The sequence below is a fragment of the Campylobacter sp. CFSAN093224 genome (assembly GCF_012897395.1).
Taxonomy (GTDB): Bacteria; Campylobacterota; Campylobacteria; order Campylobacterales; family Campylobacteraceae; genus Campylobacter_D; species Campylobacter_D jejuni.
The window spans coordinates 281,855-303,452 of the sequence record NZ_CP040607.1; the positions used below are offsets into that span (position 1 = coordinate 281,855).

Consider the following 21,598-nt stretch of genomic DNA (forward strand, 5'->3'; position numbering starts at 1 on the left):
TTTAAAAAAGAAGTTATAATGCAAAATCAAATCTTAAAAAATCTCGATTTAAAACACATTTGGCACCCTTGCACACAAATGAAAGATCACGAAACCCTACCTTTAATTCCTATAAAAAAAGCAAAAGGTGTATGGCTTTATGATTTTGATGATAAAGCTTATATGGATTGTGTGAGTTCTTGGTGGGTCAATCTTTTTGGTCATTGTAATGAAAAAATCGCAAATGCCATTAAAAAACAAGTTGATGAGCTAGAGCATGTGATCTTAGCAGGCTTTACACATGAGCCCATTATCAAGCTTTCTGCAAGACTTTGCGAAAAAGTAGGCAGGAATTTTAACAAATGTTTTTATGCAGATAATGGATCAAGTGCTATTGAAGTAGCACTTAAAATGAGTTTTCATTATCATTTAAATAAGGGAGTGAAAAAAAGTAAATTTTTATCTTTAAGCAATTCTTATCATGGTGAAACCTTAGGAGCCTTAAGTGTGGGCGATGTAGCGCTTTATAAAGATACTTACAAAGCCTTGCTTTTAGAGTGTTTAAGCACGCCTGTGCCACAAGGCAAAGACTACACTAAAGAGCTTGAAATTTTAAAAGATATTTTAGAAAAAAATGCAAGTGAAATTTGTGCTTTTATACTTGAACCCTTGGTACAATGTGCAGGAAATATGCATATGTATGAAGCAAGGTTTATTGATGAGGCCATAAAGCTTTGCCATAAATTTGGAGTGCAAGTGATTTTTGATGAAATTGCAGTGGGCTTTGGACGCACAGGAACTTTGTTTGCCTTACATCAATGCAAACAAAGCCCCGATTTTATCTGCCTTTCAAAAGGGATAACGGGTGGATTTATGCCACTTTCTGTAGTGCTTACAAGAGATGAAATTTATAATGCTTTTTATGATACTTATGAAAGCCAAAAGGCTTTTTTACATTCTCATAGCTATACGGGAAATACCTTAGCTTGCGCGGCAGCAAATGCGGTTTTAGATATCTTTGAGGATGAAAATATTTTAGTAAAAAATCAAATTTTAAGCGAGTTTATCAAAAAAGAATTTTCAAGACTTGAAAAATTTGACTTTTTGGGTAATTTTAGAACTTGCGGGATGATCAGTGCTTTTGATATTTTAAGCACCAAGTATAAACGCGTAGGACTTTTTGTATTTCAAAAAGCCTTAGAAAAAGGTTTGCTTTTAAGACCTTTAGCAAATACGATTTATTTTATGCCTCCTTACATCATCACAAAAGAACAAATCGTTTATGTACTAGAGAGTTTAGAGCAGATTTTTAAGGAATTTTAAGTTGTAAAATTTCTTGCATTTGCTCTTTAAAATCTTTATTTAAAATGCTATTTTCATCAAAAAAATCAAGATTGATTATAGGAATTTTTGCATAATTTTTTATAAAATCATCTTGTAAGATATCTTTTTTACCCATCATTACAAGGGCTAAAAGATTGATATTTCTTTGCTTTAAAGCTTCAATGCTAAGCAAGATATGATTAATGCTTCCAAGATAGTATTTTGCTACCAAAATCGTAGGGTGTTTGAAAATATTCACAAAATCAATCATAGTGTAATTTTCATCCATAGGAGAAAAAAGCCCACCCGCAAGCTCAATAAGTAGGTTTTTGCTTTTTGGTAAAATGATATCTAAGGCTTTATAATCAAGCTTTTCTTTGATTTTTCCAAGATGAGGAGAAGCTGGAGTTTGCAAAAAAATACCTTCTTTAAAAATCTTTGTTTTTGGGCTAAATTTTGCAATAAACTCACTATCTGTTGGAGTTCCTGCTTGAATGAGTTTAAAATAATCATAGTTAAAATTCGCACAAAAAGCTGCACTAAAATGTGTTTTTCCTACATCAGTATGTATTCCACTCACATAAATTTGCACAAAAAATCCTTAAGAAAGAAATTTTAAACCTACTGTACAAGCAATAATCACAGTGATTAAAAAAAGTTTTAAAAAACTTTTACTTTCTTTATAAAAAAGTACTCCTATCATTACCCCACCAGCAGTTCCAGCTCCTGTCCATATAGCATAAGCAACACTCATAGCGATATTTTGCATACTTAAACTTAAAAAAGTAAAAGAAAATCCAAAACACACTATCAAAGCCAAAAGGTAAAGCTTATTTTTAGTGCTTACAAGTTCTTTCATGATCACCACGCCAAAAATTTCACAAGCAGTAGCTAAAAACAAATAAAACCATTCCATATTTAAGCTTCCTTGCTTATCCATTTAAGGGCTATAATGCTTAAAGGTAAAATCACTATAAGCACAAGTTTAATTATAGAAACAGCCTCGTTAAAAATAAACATTTCATTTAAAACCACCCCAATAGTGCCAATGCCTACAAAAACACTATAAGTAATACTTACTTCAAGTCTTTCACAAGCTTTTAAAAAGCAAGTAAAAGAAATACAAACCCCAATGGCTGTTAAAATATAGTGCCAAATTTCTGTAGAATACTTAAGTCCACTGACCCAAAAACATTCTATAATCCCGCCTAAGATTATTAAAAACCAAGCTATATTGATATTGAATTTTTCATTCACATGAAGCCTTAAATTAACATAATATTTGTAAAACAAATTATATCTTAAAGAAATTAAAAGAAGCTATAAATTTACTTTTCCATAAGCCAAAATTAGATATAATCAAAGCTCATTTTTTAAGAAAGGATAAAAGATGTTAGAAGGTATCGTTAGAGAGAGTATCGGTAGAAAAGCTGCTAAAGCTTTAAAAAGAGATGGTTATCTAATTGCAAACATCTATGGAAAAGGATTAGAAAACATCAATGCCGCTTTTAAAGTAAATGAGTTTATTAAGGAAGTTCGTAAAAAAACTACTTTAATTTTTGATGTAAAAGTAGGTTCTCAAACTTTAAGCGTTGTAGTTGTGGATTATCAAAAAGATCCTGTAACTGCAGAACTTAAACATGTGGATTTAAAAGTTGCGCAAAAAGGTGTGATTTCTAAATACATGGTTCCAGTTAAAATCACAGGAACAGCTATAGGTCTTAAAAATAAAGGTGTTTTAATTCAATCAAAAAGAAGATTAAAAGTAAAATGTGCAGCTGAAAATTTACCAAATTTCTTCGAACTTGATGTAAGTAAACTTGATGTGGGTGATGCTTTACTTGTTCGTGATATTGTAGTTCCTGCGGGAGTAACTATGATTGATGCTGATAGAGTAGCGGTTGTAGGTGTAGAAAAAGCTAGATGATTTTAGTCGTAGGGCTTGGCAATATAGGCGTAGAGTATGAAAATACCCGTCATAATGTCGGTTTTATGCTAATTGACTTACTTTTAAAAGAAAGCAATTTTACAAATCTTACAAACTCTAAATTTAAAGGAGAGCTTTTTAAAATAGGTTCTTCTTTACTTCTTCTTAAACCTAGTACTTATATGAATAATTCAGGACTTAGCGTAAAAGCAGTGAATGATTTTTATAAATGCGAAAGAATGATAGTTATCCATGATGATATAGATATAAATTTAGGAGCCTTGCGCTTTAAAAAAGGCGGTTCAAGTGGTGGACATAATGGGCTTAAAAGCATAGATACTTTATGTGGAAATGACTATGAAAGAGTGCGTATAGGAGTGGGAAAGGGTGAAAATGTGATTTCCCATGTTTTAGGTAAATTTAAATCCGAAGAAGAAATAACTTTAAGCAAAGTTTTAGAGCATGCAAAAAAAGCTTTGCTTGAGCTTATTGAAAATGATGATTTGTCTGCTATATCATCCAAATACAGCCTAAAGGCTTAAGATGTGGATATTTTTTCGTTTTATTTCAGGGATTTATTTAAAAAATTTTTTTATTATATTTTTTTCTTTACTTGGTTTTTATTGCGGTATTGATTTGCTCTTAAATTTTAAAGATCTACCAAAAGCCGCAAATCTTGATTTGCTTTATGTTATGTTTTTATCTTTTTCGGCAGTGCCTTATGTATTACCCATTTCTTTGATTTTTGCTTTGGTAGTTTCTTTGATTTCTATGATCAGAGCAAATGAATTTGTAAGTCTTTATGCGTTAGGACTGAGTAGAAATTATGTTATTTTATTTCCTTTTTTATGGGCTTTATTTTTTTGTTGTATTTATATAGGATTGAATTTTACTTCTTTTGCTTATGCAAATGATTATAAGAGAAATATTTTGAAAAATGGCACTATTATGAATCAAAGTGGAGAAGTGTTTTTGAAATTTAACAATAATTTTGTTTATATTTCAAAGATAAACAATGGACAAAATAGTGCTCAAAATATAAAAATTTTTAATATTAATGATTTAAATTTAAGCTCTTTTGTAAGTGCTAAAAATGCCCATTTTGAAGGTGAAAGCTGGATTTTGCGAGATGGTAATATTACATTATTACCTAAAAATTATGAACTTGCTAATGATGGTTTAAAGATACAAGATTTCTCCGAGCTTAAATCACTTGAGGGTTTTAAACCAAAGATTATAGAAGGGGTTGCTAGTAATAGTGATTATTCAATATCTGACGCACTTGAAAGTTTTGAGCTTTTTAAGGCGCAAAATGTCAATACAGATACTCTTAAAATCAATCTTTATAAATTTGTTTTTACTCCTTTTTTTGCACCATTTTTAATGCTTATTATGTATTATTTTTTTCCTGTAATAGCAAGATTTTTTAATCTTGCTTTTGTAACTTTTATAGCTTTTGTAGTGACTTTGATGATTTGGGGAGTCTTGTTTTTGCTTACTAGATTAAGCGAAAATAGTGTGATTGCAAGTGAAATTGGCATTGTAGTGCCTATTATAATTTTGGGTTGTTTAAGTGCTTATATGTATTATAAGCATCGATAAATTAAGCTTTGTGTAGTAAAATTATAAAAATTAAAGGTTAAATATGGATTATAAACAATTAAAGCAAGAATTTAATACTCCTTTTTATATTTACAATTTTGATTTCATAAAAGAGCGTTTTTTAAATCTCAAAGAGGCTTTTAAGGCAAGAAAATCTCAAATTTTTTACGCTGTAAAAGCCAATTCAAATTTAAGTTTGTTGCAAATGCTTGCAAATTTAGATAGTGGATTTGATTGTGTAAGTATAGGCGAGGTAAAGCGTGCCTTAAAAGCAGGAGCAAAAGCTTATAAGATTATTTTTAGTGGAGTAGGAAAAACCAAAGAAGAGTTAAGACAAGCTTTAGAATATGATATTTTATATATTAACCTTGAAAGCGAAGCTGAAATGATGCTTTTAGAAAGTGTGGCTAAAGAACTTAATCTAAAGGCAAGAATCAGTATTCGTGTTAATCCAAATGTTGATGCAAAAACTCATCCTTATATTTCTACAGGATTAAATGAAAATAAATTTGGTGTTGAAATTGATATAGCAAGAAAAATGTATCTTTATGCAAAAAATTCATCTTTTTTAGAGCCTGTTGGAGTGCATTTTCATATAGGTTCGCAACTTTTAGATATTTCTCCCATTCATGAAGCAGCAGCCATTGTTGCAAAACTTGTAAGAGAGTTAAAAGCCTTGCAAATCGATCTTAAATTTTTTGATATAGGCGGTGGTTTGGGTGTGGCTTATGAAAAAAATGAGTGCGAACCTGATCTTTATGATTATGCACAAGGTATATTAGCACAACTTCATGGGCTTGATTTAACTATAGGAATGGAGCCTGGAAGGTATCTAGTTGCTAAAAGTGGAGAATTTGTTTGTTCAGTGCTTTATGAAAAACAAAATAAAACCAAGCGTTTTGTTGTAGTAGATGGAGCGATGAATGATCTTATACGCCCAAGTTTATACGAGGCTTATCATGAAATAATCTTACCTTATAATCAAGGCGAAGAGAGTTTATGTGATGTTGTAGGTGGAATTTGTGAGAGTGGGGACTTTTTTGCTAAAGCAAGGTCTTTGCCTAGCACTCAAAGTGATGATATAATGGTTATTAAAAATACTGGAGCTTATGGTTTTAGCATGAGTAGTAATTACAATACTCGTAATAAAGTTTGCGAATTAGCCCTTGAAGAAGGACAGGTAAGATTGATCCGTCAAAGAGAAAATTTTGAAGATCAAATCGCTTTAGAAGAGAAATTTTTAAAGGCTTAAAATGTTTTTTTTAGATGTTCAAGGGACTTTAATTTCTGATCATGATAAATCTTTAATCCATGGTGCTAAAGAACTGATCGATTTTTTAAATGCAAAAAATCTTCCTTATCTTATCATCACTAACAATACAAAAAAACTTGATTTTTTAGAAAAATTACAGCAAAAAGGATTGGTTATAAAAGAAAATGCTTATATTGATCCTTTCAGCGTTTTAAAACACCTTTTAAGACCTTGTAAAGTTGCGGCTTTTGGTGCAGATGAGTTTGTAAAAAGTCTTGAAAATCTTGGTTTTGAGCTCGATTTTGTAAATCCTAGTGCTGTGCTTGTGGCTAGTTATGATGATTTTAAATTTAAAGATTTTGCCACTATGATAGAATTGGCTAGAAGAGAAGTTAGATTTATAGCTATGCACGAAACTAGTATTTATAAAAAAGATGGTAGGCCTTATCCTGGTGTAGGTAGCATTATGGCTATGCTTAAAAATGCTATTGATTTTGAATACGAGGTTGTGGGTAAGCCTAGCATTGCTTTTTATAAAGAAGCTTTAAATTTAATAAGAAGACAAAATTCAAAAATCGATTTTGAAGATATTAAAATCATTAGTGATGATTTTAGGGGTGACTTGCTTAAGGCAAAAGAACTTGGCATGAAAACCTTGCTAGTTTTAAGCGGCAAGATAAGCGACACAAAAGGGCTTGATACGGATTTGCTTGATGGAGTTTATCCTAGTGTTTTTGAGTTTTTAAAGGATCTAAAATGCCAAATTTAGAAGAATTTAGAAATAAAATCGATGCGGTTGATGATAAAATTTTAGATCTTTTAAATGAAAGAATGACTTATGTTAAAAGTATAGGTGAGCTTAAGCAAAGTAGTGGGGGAAGTATTTATCGTCCTGAGCGTGAAAGAGCCATTATCAATCGTTTAAAAAATGCAAATTTAGGACTTTTAGATCAAAATGCCATAGAGGCAATTTATCAAGAAATTTTTGCAGTTTCAAGAAATTTAGAAATGCCTCAAACTATAGCTTATTTAGGGCCTGAAGGAACTTATACACATCAAGCAGCAAGAAGTCGTTTTGGTGCGATGAGTCGTTATATAGCCTTGGCTAATATCGAAGATGTTTTTAAAGAGTTAAGCAACAAAGAAGCAAAATATGGTGTTGTACCTATAGAAAATAATACCGAAGGTGCAGTGGGCATTACTTTAGATTGTCTAGGTAAGTATAATGAGCTTAAAATTTTTGGCGAAATTTATATGGATATTCATCATTCTTTTGTAGGAATTAATGAAAATTTAAAAGAAATCAAACGCATTTATTCGCATCCGCAAGGTTATAATCAATGTCGTAAATTTTTAGAAAGTCATGAACTTAGTGCTATAGAATTTGTTCCTTCAAAATCTACAGCTAATGCAGCTTACCTAGCTTCGCAAGATAAATATGCGGCAGCAATTTGTTCTAGAATAGCGGCTAAGCTTTATAATGTGCCTGTACTTTTTGATAAAATAGAAGATAATGCAGCCAATAAAACAAGATTTTTAATTTTAAGCGATATTAAAAATCCTAAAATGCCAAATTGTAAAACTTCTATTTTAGCACACACAGCACATAAACCTGGGGGACTTAGCTTTTTATTAGAGCAGTTTAAAAAAGAAAATATCAATCTTACTAAGCTTGAATCTCGCCCTGTAAAATCAAAAGAATTTTTACACAGTTTTTATATAGATTTTGAAGGGCATATTGATGATGAAAATGTAAAAAAAGCCTTAAAAGATATACAAGAGATTGTTTGGCTTGGATCTTATTTATCAGGAGAAAAAGATGAAATTTAATGAATTTTTAAATAATTTAAGCAATTATGAACCCGGCAAAGATATAGAAGTTATTGCTAAAGAATATGGCGTTAAAGAAGTGATAAAATTAGCAAGCAATGAAAATCCTTTTGGCACGCCACCAAAAGCTATAGAATGTTTAAGACAAAATGCAAACAAAGCCCATCTTTACCCTGATGATAGTATGATAGAACTTAAAAGCACATTGGCTCAAAAATACAAAGTTCAAAATGAAAATATCATTATCGGTGCAGGCAGTGATCAAGTGATTGAATTTGCTATACATTCTAAGTTAAATTCTAAAAATGCTTTTTTGCAAGCTGGAGTTACTTTTGCTATGTATGAAATTTATGCCAAACAATGTGGTGCAAAGTGTTATAAAACTCAAAGTATTACTCATAATTTAGATGAGTTTAAAAAACTTTATGAAACGCACAAAGATGAAATTAAACTTATTTTTTTATGCTTACCAAACAATCCTTTAGGCGAGTGTTTGGATGCAAGTGAGGCGACCGAGTTTATTAAAGGTGTAAATGAGGATTGTTTAGTTGTGATTGATGCAGCTTATAATGAATTTGCAAGTTTTAAAGATAGCAAAAAACATTTAGAACCTTGTGAATTGATTAAAGAATTTGACAATGTGCTTTATTTGGGAACTTTTTCTAAACTTTATGGATTAGGAGGCTTACGCATTGGTTATGGCATAGCTAATGCTAATATTATTAGTGCATTTTACAAGCTTCGTGCTCCTTTTAATGTGAGCAATCTTGCTTTAAAAGCAGCAGTTGCAGCAATGGATGATGATGAATTTACTGAAAAAACTTTAGAGAATAATTTTTCTCAAATGGAGCTTTATAAAGAATTTGCTAAAAAACATAATATCAAAATTATCGATAGTTATACAAATTTCATCACTTATTTTTTTGATGAAAAAAATAGTACAGATTTGTCTGAAAAATTGCTTAAAAAGGGTATAATAATAAGAAATTTAAAAAGCTATGGTTTAAATGCTATACGCATTACTATAGGAACATCTTATGAAAATGAAAAATTTTTTACAGAATTTGATAAGATTTTAAGATAGATAAATCAAATAAAAATATGTAAAATTCGCTAAACTAAGGGATGAGAATTAATGGATTTTAAAAATATGCTTCATCAAATTGGGCAACTTTATCAAAATTTAACTCGCAAGCAGCGTATAGTGATTGCTGCATCTATTATAGTTGTGGTTGGGTTTTTGGTTTTTTTAGCTTTATTTCGTGGAAGTGGTAGTAATGCAAATAATGGATATGCAGTTTTAGTTGAAAATGTAAGCCCAAGTTCTTCTGCTGCAATTGTAGCTAAACTTGAACAAAATAATATTCCCTATAAATTAGAAAGTGAAAATAAAATTTTAGTTCCACAAGATCAGGTTTATCGTCAAAGAATGTTTATTGCAAGCGAAGGTCTTATAAAAGATAGTCGCGTGGGTTTTGAAGCTTTTGATACTCAAGCTTTTGGAGCTACAAATGAAGAGCAAAAGGTAAAATACCAAAGAGCCATAGAAGGCGAACTTGCAAGAACTATTGAGACTTTAGAACCTATTCGTAGCGCTGTTGTACACATAGCATTTCCTAAAGATAGTGTTTTTACTGAAAGGCAAATTCCGCCTACAGCTTCAGTTGTTGTTAATGTTCGCGAAGGCTTAAAGCTTACTAGAAAACAAATTGATGGTATAAAAAATATTGTTTCAGCGGCAGTTCCAAAACTTACTAAAGAAAATGTTAAGATTAGTGATCAAAGTGGTGTGCCTTTAGATGAGCAAGAAGCATATGAAGATGACTTGGTTCGTGCGCAAATTAAATTTAAAAGTGATCAAGAAAAAGCTTTAGAAGATAAGATTATAGAAAATTTAGCTCCTTTTGCAGGTGGCATGGATAAAGTAAAAGTGAGTGTAAATATAGATTTTGATTTTTCCAAGCAAGAATCTCAAAGTGAAATTTATGATCCAAATCCTATAGTACGTAGTGAGCAAACTTTAAACGAGGAAAGAACAGGTAGAAAAGATCCAGAAATTCAGGGTGTTCCAGGTGCTGTTTCTAATATAGGTCCTGTTGAAGGACTTGACAATAAGGGTCAAATTGACACTTATAAAAAAAATCAAGTTACTACAAATAATGAACTTTCTAAAACTATCACAAATACCAAAAAACAATTTGCAACAGTTTTACGCACTTCAGCAGCTGTTACTATAGATGGAAAATATCAAGATGTGGTTGATGAAAATGGGGATGTGAAAAGCGAATATGTCCCATTGACTAAAGAAGAGCTTGCAAGTGTTGAGAGTATAGTTAAAAATACTATTAATTTTAGCGCTACTAGAGGTGATAGTGTTGTGGTGCAAAATTTACCATTTCATCGTGAGTCGATTAGAGTTGAGAGTAAAGTTAAAACTTTTTACAATCGTTTTGTTGAGCCATTTATTCCGCCGGTTAAATACTTTATTGCAGCGATTTTACTTTTTATTTTTTACAAAAAAGTTATTGCTCCATTTACTCAAAAAATGCTTGAAGATGTCGCAGCACAAGAGGAAATGCAGCAAGGTCCAAATGCTGTTTTAGATGATGCTGAAGATGCTTTAGAGAAATTTAATGCAGCAAGGAAAAAAGTTGAAGAACAACTTGGTTTTGGGGATAACTTCAATGAAGATTCTATCCAGTATGAGGTTTTGCTTGAAAAATTGCGTGGTTTGGTAAGTGATAAAGGTGAGGAAATTGCAGCACTTTTGCAAAACTTAATTCAAAATGATAGCGAATTTGGCGAAAAGGATATGTGATGATAAAGCTAAGTGAAGAACAAAAAATGGTCTATGATGATTTATCGATGCCTGAGAAGGTAGCGATATTTCTTATACAACTTGGCGAAGATGCAACCACTTCTGTGTTTTCACATATGGAAATTGATGTAATCACAGAAATTTCACGTTATATTGCTATGGCTAAAAATGTTGATAGATCTGTAGCTACTGCAGTTTTAGAAGAATTTTACACTCTGCTTCAATCAAATCAATATATTAAAAGTGGTGGTTTGGAATATGCTAAAGAAATACTTTTTCGTACTTTTGGACCAGAGATTGCAAATAAAATTCTTGAAAAACTCACTAAAAGTATGGAGAATAATCAAAATTTTGCTTATTTGGCGCAAATTAAACCACAGCAACTTGCAGACTTTATTACCAAAGAGCACCCACAAACCATCGCTCTTATTTTGGCACACATGGATTCTATTCATGCGGCAGAAACTTTAGAGTATTTTAGCGATGAATTAAGGGCTGAGGTGGTTATAAGAATGGCAAATCTTGGTGATATTTCTCCAAGTATTATTAAAAGAGTTTCTGCAGTGCTAGAAAGCAAGCTTGAAAGTCTTACCTCTTATAAGGTTGAAGTGGGCGGCCCAAGAGCAGTAGCAGAAGTGCTTAATCGTTTGGGTCAAAAAGCAAGCAAATCAACCATTACTTATATTGAACAAAGTGATGAACGCTTAGCAGAGACTATTAAAGAGCTTATGTTTACTTTCGATGATATACAAAAACTTAGCACTCAGGCTATAAGAGAAATTTTAAAAGTAGCCGATAAGCGTGATTTAATGATAGGTTTAAAAGGTGCAAGTGAAGAGTTAAAGCAAAAATTCTTAGCCAATATGTCTACGCGTGCAAGCGAAGCTTTTCTTGAAGAAATGGGTTTTTTGGGTGCTGTGCGTGTTAAAGATGTTGAAGATGCACAAAGAAAGGTTGTTGAAGTGGTGCAAAAACTTGCAGAACAAGGTCTTGTTCAAACAGGCGATGCGGATGAAATGATAGAGTAGGTGAGAGATGGTTAATCGTAGCAATGTAATTTCTGGTGGGGCTTCTGATCAGCATGTTGTTGAAGGATATCGTTTTAAAGTTATTTCAGAATTTGATAATCATACAGGTGAAAAAAAACATACTCAAACTCCAGATGAAGAAAATACTAATATATCTTTAAATGACGAAAAACCAGTCGAAGAAAATCAAGTCATTGCCTCTACACAAGCTGTTATGGAAACTCAAATTCCAACATTTCAACCAAGCTTTGTTGAAGATTTACTTAAAAAAACAGATGAAATGTCAAGCAATATTATTAAACTTCAAATGCAAATAGAAAGCCAAGAGAATGAATTTAATAACCGCTTAAATTCAGAACTTGAAAATGCTAAAGAAAAATTTACCAAAGAGGGTTATGAGAAAGCAAAAGAAGAATTTCAAAAGGAATTGAGTGATTTTAAAGATAAGTATTTAAAAAGTATAGCCAAACTTGATAATGCTTGCGAAAATCTTGAAAATTTCATAGAAAAAAATGAGAAAGAATTAGCAGATACTGCTATAGATATCGCTAAAGAAGTAATCTTAAAAGAACTTGAACTAAATTCAAGTAAGATAGCTTATGCTTTGGCTAAAGATTTAATCGGTGAGCTTAAGGGTGCTAGTGCAATTGAGCTTAAGGTTAATGCAGAGGATTATGAGTATTTAAAAGAGCAATTTGATCAGAATGCTCATATTAAAATAAGTCTTGATGATGCAATTAGCAAAGGAAGTGTTGTTATTATAAGTGACGCAGGCAATATAGAATCCAATCTTAACTCTCGTCTAACTAAAATTAAAAAAATGGTGAATAATGAGTAAAAAATTTGCCCATACTCAAGAAGAGTTAGAAAAGCTAAGTTTAAAAGAATTAGAAAATTTAGCAGCATCTATGCGTGAAAAAATCATACAAGTTGTGAGTAAAAATGGTGGGCATTTAAGTTCAAATTTGGGTGCTGTAGAACTTAGTATAGCAATGCATTTGGTTTTTGATGCAAAAAAAGATCCTTTTATTTTTGATGTGTCGCATCAGTCTTATACACACAAGCTTTTAAGCGGAAAAGAAGAAATATTTGATACTTTAAGACAAATCAATGGTTTAAGTGGTTATACAAAACCTAGCGAGGGAGATTATTTTGTAGCAGGGCATTCTAGTACCTCTATTTCTTTGGCAGTAGGTGCTTGTAAGGCTATTGCTTTAAAGGGTGAAAAGCGTATTCCTGTTGCTTTGATTGGAGATGGTGCTTTAAGTGCGGGTATGGCCTATGAGGCTTTAAATGAATTGGGTGATTCTAAATTTCCTTGCGTAATACTTTTAAATGATAATGAAATGAGTATTTCAAAACCAATTGGAGCAATTTCAAAGTATCTTTCTCAGGCTATGGCAACGCAGTTTTATCAAAGTTTTAAAAAGCGTATTGCTAAAATGTTGGATATATTGCCTGATAGTGCTACTTATATGGCCAAGCGTTTTGAAGAGAGTTTTAAACTTATTACCCCTGGGCTTTTGTTTGAAGAATTAGGGCTTGAATATATAGGGCCTATTGATGGACATAATTTAGGTGAAATTATTTCTGCATTAAAACAAGCAAAAGCTATGCAAAAGCCTTGTGTGATACATGCTCAAACCATAAAGGGTAAAGGCTATGCTTTAGCTGAAGGAAAACATGCTAAATGGCACGGGGTGGGAGCCTTTGATATAGATAGTGGAGAGAGTGTTAAAAAAAGTGATACTAAAAAATCTGCTACTGAAATTTTTTCTAAGAATTTGCTTGATTTAGCCTCAAAATATGAAAATATTGTTGGGGTTACGGCGGCTATGCCAAGTGGAACAGGTCTTGATAAGCTTATAGAAAAATATCCAAATCGTTTTTGGGATGTGGCTATTGCAGAACAGCATGCAGTAACTTCTATGGCCGCTATGGCAAAAGAAGGATTTAAACCTTTTATTGCAATATATAGCACCTTTTTGCAGCGTGCTTATGATCAAGTGATCCATGATTGTGCGATTATGAATTTAAATGTGGTTTTTGCTATGGATAGGGCAGGGATAGTAGGCGAAGATGGGGAGACGCATCAAGGTGTTTTTGATCTTAGTTTTTTAGCTCCTTTGCCAAATTTCACTCTTTTAGCCCCAAGAGATGAACAAATGATGCAAAATATAATGGAGTATGCTTATTTACATCAAGGACCTATTGCTTTGCGTTATCCTAGAGGGAGTTTTATTTTGGATAAAGAATTTAATCCTTGTGAGATAAAACTTGGTAAGGCACAATGGCTTGTAAAAAATAATAGTGAAATTGCTTTTTTAGGTTATGGACAAGGTGTGGCAAAAGCGTGGCAAGTCTTAAGAGCCTTGCAAGAAATGAATAATAATGCTAATTTGATTGATTTAATTTTTGCTAAACCTTTAGATGAAGAGCTTTTGTGTGAGCTTGCTAAAAAAAGTAAAATTTGGTTTATTTTTAGTGAAAATGTTAAAATTGGCGGTATAGAAAGTTTAATTAATAATTTTTTACAAAAATATGATTTGCATGTAAAAGTTGTTAGCTTTGAATATGAAGACAAATTTATTGAACATGGAAAAACAAGTGAGGTGGAAAAAAATCTAGAAAAAGATGTCAATAGTTTGTTGACGAAAGTTTTAAAATTTTATCATTAAATAATAAAAAATATTATTTAATATAAACTTCTTTTAATAAAAATTTTATTATTATTTTTACTTAAAAAAGCAAGGAATAAATAAAATGGAATTACTACAAATGCTTAAAAAACATGAGTTAAAAGCTACTCCGCAAAGACTATGTGTTTTAAAAATTTTAAAAAGACATGAGCATCCTAATATTGATGAATTATATACAGAAATTAAAAAAGAATACCCTTCAATCTCTTTAGCGACGGTTTATAAAAATCTTAATACTTTACAAGAACAAGGTTTAGTTGTTGAAATCAATGTTTTAAATCAAAAAACTTGTTACGATATCTATGAAGAAGAACATATTCATGTTGTTTGCACCAAATGTGGTGGTATAGAGGATTTAAGTTTTAAAGATGCTAAGCTTTATGAATATCAAGAGCATTTAGAAAAAAAGATAGGCAATCTCGTCAATCATCTGTCTGTTTGTGCTTATGTTGATAATTGCAAAAAGTGTCATTAAGCAAAATAAGGTTAAAATAACCCATATATTTTAAGGGTTATTTTAATGGTTTATGAAATTCAAAAAAACTTTTTACTATCTGATTGCACTCTTTTAGAGAATTTAAAAAAAGATAATATACCTTTTCGAAATTCTAAATTTGAAACTTTTTATACTCAAATAACTTCAAATCATAGTGTTAAATTTCAAAGTTTTTGCAATGAATTTTATAAAATTACAAAATTTAATAATTCAATTTTAGAACAGAATCAAGAAGAGAAAATTTCTAAAAAAAAATTTGAAAAAGCTCGAAAAAAGATTATAGGAAAGAGCATTAAAAAAGAACGCTTCGAATTTAAATTTTGCTCTTTAAAAAGTTATATTGATATTTATGAAGAGCCTAAAATTTGTATTTTAAAAATATTTTTTCCAACTTTGGATAGTTCCAATGAATTTAAAATTCCTAAAGATTTTAAAATTCAAAAAGAATTACATCATGATTTAAATTCTAAACATATCGTTTTATATGGTTTTGAATATCAAAATTTTGATATAGAGAAATGTTTTAAAATTATAGAAAAAAATCAGAATTTTAGCTTGGATTTTCCAAATTATATTAATGCTTATGATGGATTTAGAATTTTTTTATTTTATTTATTTAAAAAATTAAAATTTTATTGGACTTTATCTTTAGAGAGAAAAGATAAGCAAAGTTTATGCGAATTTTTATTTTATTCAAGAAGCTTGTATATAGTTTTATCAAGTATGAATACTATTTTAGATAAAAATTTGAGTAATATTTTGGCTTTAAAGTTTAAAGATATAACGAAAAAAACTCAAGATATTTTAGCAAGTGAAAATTCAAATCAAGATTTATTGCTATTTTTAAGCGATGAAAAAATCCAAGATTTGTTTAATGATTTTGATTTTTTCATAAAGGAAAATTCTTTTTATGAAGGCGATTGCAAAGATAGGTTTTTTAAACAACTTGTTGCGTTAGAACTTAGAAAAAAAATTATTTTATTTAGAAAAAATATACTAAAAAATTTTGATTTAGAGCTTTTTGAAAATAGTTTTTTTGAATTGGCAATATTTTTAGAATATTTTTATCATTTTTTAGAGATAAAAAATTTAAACAAACTTTATGAAAAATATTCCAAAGATAGGGATAAAAATATTTTTTCCAAAATAATCAATAATAAAAATAAATTTTGCAAATTGCTTAAAAAATCAAGTAAAAATTTGAAAATTTACAAAGGATAAAAATGCAAAAACAAGAAAAAATTATAGAAATGTTTAATCAAATTGCACCTACTTATGATAAGGCGAATAGAATTTTAAGCTTTGGAGCTGATGTAGCGTGGCGCAAAAAAGCTTGTCAAAGAGTGATGAGTTTGTATTTAAAAAAAGATTTAAAAATCGCTGATATTGCCTGTGGCACAGGGGATATGATAGAGATTTGGCAAGAGAGTGCTTTAAAAATGGAAAAAAATATTTTAAATATTAAAGGTATTGATCCAAGTAGTGGCATGCTAAATGTTGCAAAAGAAAAATTTCCAAATGTCGAATTTATAAAAGCAGGGGCGCAAAATTTACCTTTAGAAAGTCAAAGTTTAGATATTTTAAGTATTAGTTATGGCATTCGCAATGTTGTAGAAAGACAAAAAGCCTTAAGCGAATTTGCTAGAGTACTTCAAAAAGATGGTATTTTGGTAGTTTTGGAATTTACAAAAAGAGAAAAGGGTGGATTTATAGCAGCTTGTAGAGATTTTTATCTTAAAAATATTTTACCAAGTATAGGTGGGATAATCAGTAAAAATAAAAGTGCTTATGAGTATTTGCCAAACTCTATTGAAGGATTTTTAAGTAAGAAAGAATTCATCTTAGAACTTAAAAATGCTGGTTTTGAAATGCTTGATTATAAAAGTTTTAGCTTTGGCGTGAGTTCAATGTTTATAGCAAAAAAACTATGACACCAACAGAATTAAATCTTAAAGCAAAGGCTTTATTAGAAACACATTTTGATGATATAGTTTTAAGTGGAGAAATTTCAAAAATTACTTTGCATGGTTCAGGGCATTGGTATTTTGATTTAAAAGATGAAAGATCAAGCATTGCTTGTGCTATGTTTAAAGGAGCTAATTTAAAAGTCGGGTTTAAACCAGCGGTGGGGGATTTTTTAGAGCTTTGTGGAAGTGTGAGTTTATATCCTGAAAGCGGTCGTTATCAATTTATCGCTACTAGTATGAAAAAAGCAGGTTTTGGGGATTTGGAAGCACAGTTTTTGGCTTTAAAAGAGCGTTTGCAAAAAGAAGGACTTTTTGATCCACGCTTTAAAAAATCTTTGCCAAAATTTCCTAAAAAAGTAGGCATTATCACTTCAAAAACTTCTGCTGCTTTGCAAGATATGTTAAAACTTATTCACCAAAAAGAATATTTTTTGGCAAAAATTTATATTTTTGATGCTTTAACTCAAGGAAATAATGCTCCTTTTTCTCTTATACAAGCTTTAAAAAAAGCCGATGATATGGATTTAGATGTTCTTATTATAGCACGTGGTGGAGGAAGCAGAGAAGATCTTTTTTGTTTTAATGATGAAAATTTAGCAAGAGAGATTTTTAAAGCAAAAACTCCTATTATTTCAGCCATAGGACATGAGATTGATTATGTTATTAGTGATTTTGTTGCAGATTTTAGAGCTCCAACGCCTTCAGCTGCTATAGATACTTTGTTTTATTCTAAGTTGGATATAGAGCAAAGTTTGGATTTAATGGAAGAAAAATTAATGCAACTTTGGAATTATAAAATACAAAATTATGAAAATTTGCTTTTAAATTTAAGCAAATTTTTCAAATTTAATTCTTTGCCAAAAATAATAGATGAAAAAATAAAACAAAGCCATAATATAGAAAAGCAATTAAATCATCTATTGGCAAATCAAATGCGTTATAATGAATTAAAATTAGATAAATTGCAAAATGCTTATTTGCAACATGAGAATTTTTTTAATAAAAGCAAAAAGTTTATTTGTATCAGAAAAAATGGTAAAATAGCAAATTTAGAAGATCTTAAGAGTGATGATATTGTTATTTTAAGTTCTCAAACTTCTCAAAAAGAAGCAAAAATTTTATAAGGATAGATTATGAGAAAAATCAATTTCAGTGCAGGGCCATCGACTTTACCTTTAGAAATTTTAGAGCAAGCTCAAAAAGAACTCTGTGATTATCAGGGTAGGGGTTATTCTATAATGGAAATTTCTCACCGCACAAAAGTATTTGAAGAAGTGCATTTTGGAGCACAAGAGAAAGCTAAAAAACTTTACGGGTTAAATGATGATTATGAAGTATTATTTTTACAAGGTGGAGCAAGTTTACAATTTGCTATGATTCCTATGAATTTGGCTTTAAATGGGGTTTGTGAATATGCAAATACGGGAGTTTGGACAAAAAAAGCAATTAAAGAAGCACAAATTTTAGGTGTCAATGTTAAAACCGTAGCAAGTAGCGAGGAAAGTAATTTTAATCATATTCCTAGAGTGGAATTTAGAGATAATGCTGATTATGCTTATATTTGTTCTAACAATACTATTTACGGCACTCAATATCAAAATTATCCTAAAACTAAAACTCCTTTGATTGTGGATGCATCGAGTGATTTTTTTTCTAGAAAAGTAGATTTTTCAAATATTGCTCTTTTTTATGGCGGAGTGCAAAAAAATGCTGGAATTTCGGGTTTAAGTTGTATTTTTATCCGTAAAGATATGTTAGAAAGATCTAAAAATAAACAAATTCCTAGTATGTTAAATTATTTGACTCATGCTGAGAATCAGTCCTTGTTTAATACGCCTCCAACCTTTGCCATTTACATGTTTAATCTTGAAATGGATTGGCTTTTAAATCAAGGCGGACTTGATAAAGTACATGAGAAAAATTCTCAAAAAGCTGCTATGCTTTATGAGTGTATTGATTTAAGTAATGGATTTTATAAAGGACATGCAGATAAAAAGGACAGATCTTTAATGAATGTGAGTTTTAATATTGCTAAAAATAAAGATTTAGAGCCTCTTTTTGTAAAGGAAGCCGAAGAAGCTGGAATGATAGGACTTAAAGGACATAGAATTTTAGGAGGAATTCGTGCAAGTATTTATAATGCGCTTAATTTGGATCAGGTAAAAACCTTGTGTGAATTTATGAAAGAATTTCAAGGAAAATATGCATGATAAAGCGTTTTGATGAGTGCGATAGAATGTCGCAAATTATTGTTTTTGATAAATATTTTAAGACTGCAGGACAAGTGGCTTTTGAACCTAGCGGAGATATTAAAAAACAAACCAAAGAAGCACTTGCAGAACTTGATGCTTTGTTTGAAAAAATAGGTGCAAGCAAAGGAGATTTGATTCAAATTCAAATCTGGTTAGCTAATATGCAAGATTTTGATGCAATGAATGAAATTTATGATGCTTGGATTAAAAATTATCCTAAACCTGTTAGAGCTTGTGTAGGAAGTACTTTAGCAGAGGGTTATTTGGTAGAAATTCAAGCTTTTGGAAAGCTAAGAGAGAATTAAAAATTCTCTCCTCCAAATTTTAAAAGCGCAGATCCCCAAGTAAAACCACCGCCAAAAGCATCTAGTAAGATCAGATTTCCTTTTTTAAGTCGTCCTTCTTCATAGGCATCATTCATTGCCATAGGTATAGAAGCAGCTGAAGTATTGCCATATTTTTGTACGGTAATCACACATTTTTCATCGCTTAGATTGAGTTTTTCTTGGACGGCTTTAATGATGCGTAGATTAGCTTGATGAGGAATAAAAAGATCAATTTCTTGTGCTAAAATGTTATTTTTAGCTAAAATTTCTACAACATCATTGCTAAGCGTGTTTACTGCTATTTTAAAAACTTCATTGCCTTTCATTTGCATAGAAAGTGTTTGACATAGACTTGATTTTTGCGATCTTTGAGTCATTAAAAGATCTCCATAATTACCATTGCTTGCAGTATGTACATCAAGGATATGATTTTCATTGTCCAAACTTACAACTCCAGCACCCGCACCGTCTCCAAAGAGTATGCAAATGCTTCTGTCATTGTAATCCATAATTGAACTTGTTTTTTCAGCTCCTACGATTAAAACATTTTTTTTCAAACCACTTTCTACTAAGGCTTTAGCTTGTTCAAGCAAATAGATAAAACCAGAACAAGCTGCTGAAATATCAAAAGCACTAATATTTACAAGTCCTAAATTTGAAGCAATTTTACAAGCCGTTGAAGGCATAGTAAAATAATCAGGACTTAAAGTAGCTACAAGAATCGCATCAATATCTTCAGGTTTTAAATTTGCTCTTTCTATGGCTTTTAATGCAGCTTTTGTGCCCAAATCGCTAGAATTTTCATTTTCACTAGCAATGCGCCTTTCTTTAATACCTGTGCGTCTAGTGATCCATTCATCGGTGGTATCTACCATTTTTTCAAGATCAGCATTGCTTAAAATTTTTTCTGGAATATAAGAAGCTATACTTTTAAGACTGGCTTTAAGCATTGTATTTCCCAAGTTCATTTTCTATAAGTTTATTGATATGAGATTGGCTAAAATTTATAGCTTGAAAAATTGCATTTTTAATAGCTCTAGAATCGCTTTTTCCATGACTTATGATCACGCAGCCATTAACTCCAAGAAGGGGTGCTCCGCCATATTCTTGCCAATCTGTGTGTTTTTTTAATTTTTTAAAAGATGGCTTCATAAGTAAAGCACCTATTTTAGAAATAAAAGATTGCTTTACTTCGTTTTTTAGAAGTTGAAAAATAGCTGTTGCCACACCTTCACAAGCCTTTAAGATAACATTTCCATCAAAACCATCGCAGACTAAAACATCTATTTCACCATTGAAAATATCTCTACCTTCAGCATTACCTATAAAATTTGGAATTTTTTTCATAAGCTGATGACTTTCTTTGGTAAGTTCATTACCTTTGCATTCTTCTTCACCATTAGAAAGTAAAGCAAGGCGTGGTTTTTGAATTTGCATGATTTCTCTAGCATAAACTTCACCCATTATGGCAAATTGAAATAAATTTTCAGCTTTACAATCTGTATTAGCTCCAACATCCAAAAGTAAAGTTTTGTTAACGATATTTGGCATTAAAGTGGCAATAGCAGGTCTTGAAATACCTTTAAGTCTTCCAAGCCTTAAGGTAGCCAAAGACATACTTGCTCCACTATGACCCGCTGAAACTACAGCATCTACTTTTTTTTCTTTTAATAAATTAATAGCTTTGTATATGGTTGTTTCTTTATTTTTTAAAGCATCTGTGGCATTTTCATTCATCGAAAAAATTTCACTAGCTTCTTCGTATTGTATATATTGTTCTAATTTTTTTGGTATTAAAGGTTTTAGAATTTTAGAATTTCCCACTAAGATAGCGTTAAAAGGTTTTGCTTCTAGTGCCTTTAAAACGCCTTCTATAATGGGTTTTTCTCCAAAATCACCACCCATTGCATCAATGGCAATGTTAATCATTGATTTTAATATTCCTTAGTTGTTGGATTCGCACGGTGAGGCATTTTGTAGCTTCCATCTTTATCTTTTATAGGCATAGGAAGACTAACTTTATAGTGAGTTCTGCGTTTAGCTGCACGAGTTTTGCTCACTCTTCTCTTTGGTACTGCCATTTTTTCTCCTTTATAAAA

General features: G+C 30.8%; 24 protein-coding genes. 18 read left to right on the plus strand and 6 right to left on the minus strand.

Features of this window, described 5'->3' with window-relative positions; translation table 11 throughout:
• Window positions 1-18: 18 nt before the first annotated feature.
• Window positions 19-1,302, plus strand: a complete 1,284-nt coding sequence (locus tag FBF11_RS01470) for an adenosylmethionine--8-amino-7-oxononanoate transaminase (protein WP_002816247.1) — start codon at window positions 19-21, stop codon at window positions 1,300-1,302.
• Here the strand turns inward: FBF11_RS01470 and bioD are convergent.
• Genes bioD through FBF11_RS01485 form a run of 3 tightly spaced genes read right to left on the minus strand, consistent with a single transcriptional unit; the run spans window position 1,289 to window position 2,559 of the window.
• Window positions 1,289-1,894, minus strand: coding sequence for an ATP-dependent dethiobiotin synthetase BioD (bioD, locus tag FBF11_RS01475; RefSeq protein ID WP_002816248.1), 606 nt, complete (start codon window positions 1,892-1,894; stop codon window positions 1,289-1,291). The two genes, FBF11_RS01470 and bioD, sit on opposite strands and share 14 nt — an antisense overlap.
• A gap of 9 nt (window positions 1,895-1,903) precedes the next feature.
• The gene (locus tag FBF11_RS01480; protein ID WP_002857436.1) at window positions 1,904-2,218 is read right to left on the minus strand and encodes a multidrug efflux SMR transporter; all 315 of its coding nucleotides are present in this window, start codon (window positions 2,216-2,218) and stop codon (window positions 1,904-1,906) included.
• A 2-nt stretch (window positions 2,219-2,220) separates the two neighbouring features.
• The gene (locus tag FBF11_RS01485) at window positions 2,221-2,559 is read right to left on the minus strand and encodes a multidrug efflux SMR transporter (protein WP_057097118.1); all 339 of its coding nucleotides are present in this window, start codon (window positions 2,557-2,559) and stop codon (window positions 2,221-2,223) included.
• Window positions 2,560-2,692: 133 nt separating this feature from the next.
• Here FBF11_RS01485 and FBF11_RS01490 point away from each other — a divergent pair, with 133 nt between their 5' ends.
• From FBF11_RS01490 to FBF11_RS01570, 17 genes are all read left to right on the plus strand, one after another.
• Complete coding sequence (locus FBF11_RS01490) at window positions 2,693-3,229, plus strand: 50S ribosomal protein L25/general stress protein Ctc (RefSeq protein ID WP_002791314.1); 537 nt, start codon at window positions 2,693-2,695, stop codon at window positions 3,227-3,229.
• Window positions 3,226-3,771 carry an aminoacyl-tRNA hydrolase gene (gene pth, locus FBF11_RS01495; protein ID WP_002858659.1) on the plus strand — a complete coding sequence of 182 codons (546 nt, stop codon included), beginning with the start codon at window positions 3,226-3,228 and terminating at the stop codon, window positions 3,769-3,771. Before FBF11_RS01490 ends, pth begins: the two co-directional genes overlap by 4 nt.
• Before the next feature lies 1 nt (window position 3,772).
• The gene (locus tag FBF11_RS01500; protein ID WP_002875401.1) at window positions 3,773-4,831 is read left to right on the plus strand and encodes an LptF/LptG family permease; all 1,059 of its coding nucleotides are present in this window, start codon (window positions 3,773-3,775) and stop codon (window positions 4,829-4,831) included.
• Window positions 4,832-4,874: 43 nt separating this feature from the next.
• Complete coding sequence (lysA, locus tag FBF11_RS01505; RefSeq protein WP_002858733.1) at window positions 4,875-6,083, plus strand: diaminopimelate decarboxylase; 1,209 nt, start codon at window positions 4,875-4,877, stop codon at window positions 6,081-6,083.
• 1 nt (window position 6,084) lies between these two features.
• A complete protein-coding gene (locus FBF11_RS01510) occupies window positions 6,085-6,852 on the plus strand; it encodes an HAD-IIA family hydrolase (protein WP_002858702.1) in 768 nt (255 codons plus the stop codon).
• Complete coding sequence (gene pheA / locus FBF11_RS01515; RefSeq protein WP_002858741.1) at window positions 6,840-7,913, plus strand: prephenate dehydratase; 1,074 nt, start codon at window positions 6,840-6,842, stop codon at window positions 7,911-7,913. Before FBF11_RS01510 ends, pheA begins: the two co-directional genes overlap by 13 nt.
• Entirely contained in the window at window positions 7,903-8,997 is a 1,095-nt protein-coding gene (hisC, locus tag FBF11_RS01520) for a histidinol-phosphate transaminase (protein ID WP_002858650.1), read from the plus strand. The genes pheA and hisC overlap by 11 nt, the downstream gene beginning before the upstream one ends.
• Before the next feature lie 51 nt (window positions 8,998-9,048).
• Window positions 9,049-10,731: a flagellar basal-body MS-ring/collar protein FliF gene (fliF, locus tag FBF11_RS01525; RefSeq protein ID WP_002859425.1), complete on the plus strand. Its 1,683-nt coding sequence runs from the start codon at window positions 9,049-9,051 to the stop codon at window positions 10,729-10,731.
• Window positions 10,731-11,759: a flagellar motor switch protein FliG gene (gene fliG, locus FBF11_RS01530; RefSeq protein ID WP_002854670.1), complete on the plus strand. Its 1,029-nt coding sequence runs from the start codon at window positions 10,731-10,733 to the stop codon at window positions 11,757-11,759. The genes fliF and fliG overlap by 1 nt, the downstream gene beginning before the upstream one ends.
• A gap of 7 nt (window positions 11,760-11,766) precedes the next feature.
• Entirely contained in the window at window positions 11,767-12,597 is an 831-nt protein-coding gene (gene fliH / locus FBF11_RS01535) for a flagellar assembly protein FliH (protein WP_002858748.1), read from the plus strand.
• The gene (gene dxs, locus FBF11_RS01540) at window positions 12,590-14,437 is read left to right on the plus strand and encodes a 1-deoxy-D-xylulose-5-phosphate synthase (protein ID WP_002858717.1); all 1,848 of its coding nucleotides are present in this window, start codon (window positions 12,590-12,592) and stop codon (window positions 14,435-14,437) included. Before fliH ends, dxs begins: the two co-directional genes overlap by 8 nt.
• Before the next feature lie 85 nt (window positions 14,438-14,522).
• Window positions 14,523-14,933 carry a peroxide-responsive transcriptional repressor PerR gene (perR, locus tag FBF11_RS01545; RefSeq protein ID WP_002872045.1) on the plus strand — a complete coding sequence of 137 codons (411 nt, stop codon included), beginning with the start codon at window positions 14,523-14,525 and terminating at the stop codon, window positions 14,931-14,933.
• A gap of 45 nt (window positions 14,934-14,978) precedes the next feature.
• Window positions 14,979-16,175, plus strand: coding sequence for a hypothetical protein (locus FBF11_RS01550; protein WP_002872046.1), 1,197 nt, complete (start codon window positions 14,979-14,981; stop codon window positions 16,173-16,175).
• Between the two features lie 2 nt (window positions 16,176-16,177).
• Window positions 16,178-16,885 (plus strand): bifunctional demethylmenaquinone methyltransferase/2-methoxy-6-polyprenyl-1,4-benzoquinol methylase UbiE, encoded by a 708-nt coding sequence (ubiE, locus tag FBF11_RS01555; protein ID WP_002858648.1) that lies wholly within the window; start codon window positions 16,178-16,180, stop codon window positions 16,883-16,885.
• A complete protein-coding gene (gene xseA, locus FBF11_RS01560; protein ID WP_002851089.1) occupies window positions 16,882-18,045 on the plus strand; it encodes an exodeoxyribonuclease VII large subunit in 1,164 nt (387 codons plus the stop codon). The genes ubiE and xseA overlap by 4 nt, the downstream gene beginning before the upstream one ends.
• Window positions 18,046-18,054: 9 nt before the next feature.
• Window positions 18,055-19,131 (plus strand): phosphoserine transaminase, encoded by a 1,077-nt coding sequence (gene serC, locus FBF11_RS01565; protein ID WP_002859430.1) that lies wholly within the window; start codon window positions 18,055-18,057, stop codon window positions 19,129-19,131.
• Window positions 19,128-19,478 (plus strand): RidA family protein, encoded by a 351-nt coding sequence (locus FBF11_RS01570; RefSeq protein WP_002868171.1) that lies wholly within the window; start codon window positions 19,128-19,130, stop codon window positions 19,476-19,478. The genes serC and FBF11_RS01570 overlap by 4 nt, the downstream gene beginning before the upstream one ends.
• On the opposite strand, the gene FBF11_RS01575 is transcribed toward FBF11_RS01570, so the two are convergent.
• From FBF11_RS01575 to rpmF, 3 genes are read right to left on the minus strand one after another with little or no spacing between them, the layout of a single operon-like run.
• Window positions 19,475-20,449, minus strand: a complete 975-nt coding sequence (locus FBF11_RS01575; RefSeq protein ID WP_002868170.1) for a beta-ketoacyl-ACP synthase III — start codon at window positions 20,447-20,449, stop codon at window positions 19,475-19,477. The two genes, FBF11_RS01570 and FBF11_RS01575, sit on opposite strands and share 4 nt — an antisense overlap.
• Window positions 20,442-21,428, minus strand: a complete 987-nt coding sequence (gene plsX, locus FBF11_RS01580; protein WP_002868169.1) for a phosphate acyltransferase PlsX — start codon at window positions 21,426-21,428, stop codon at window positions 20,442-20,444. The genes FBF11_RS01575 and plsX overlap by 8 nt, the downstream gene beginning before the upstream one ends.
• Window positions 21,429-21,433: 5 nt before the next feature.
• Complete coding sequence (gene rpmF, locus FBF11_RS01585; RefSeq protein ID WP_002858674.1) at window positions 21,434-21,580, minus strand: 50S ribosomal protein L32; 147 nt, start codon at window positions 21,578-21,580, stop codon at window positions 21,434-21,436.
• Between the last annotated feature and the right edge of the window lie 18 nt (window positions 21,581-21,598).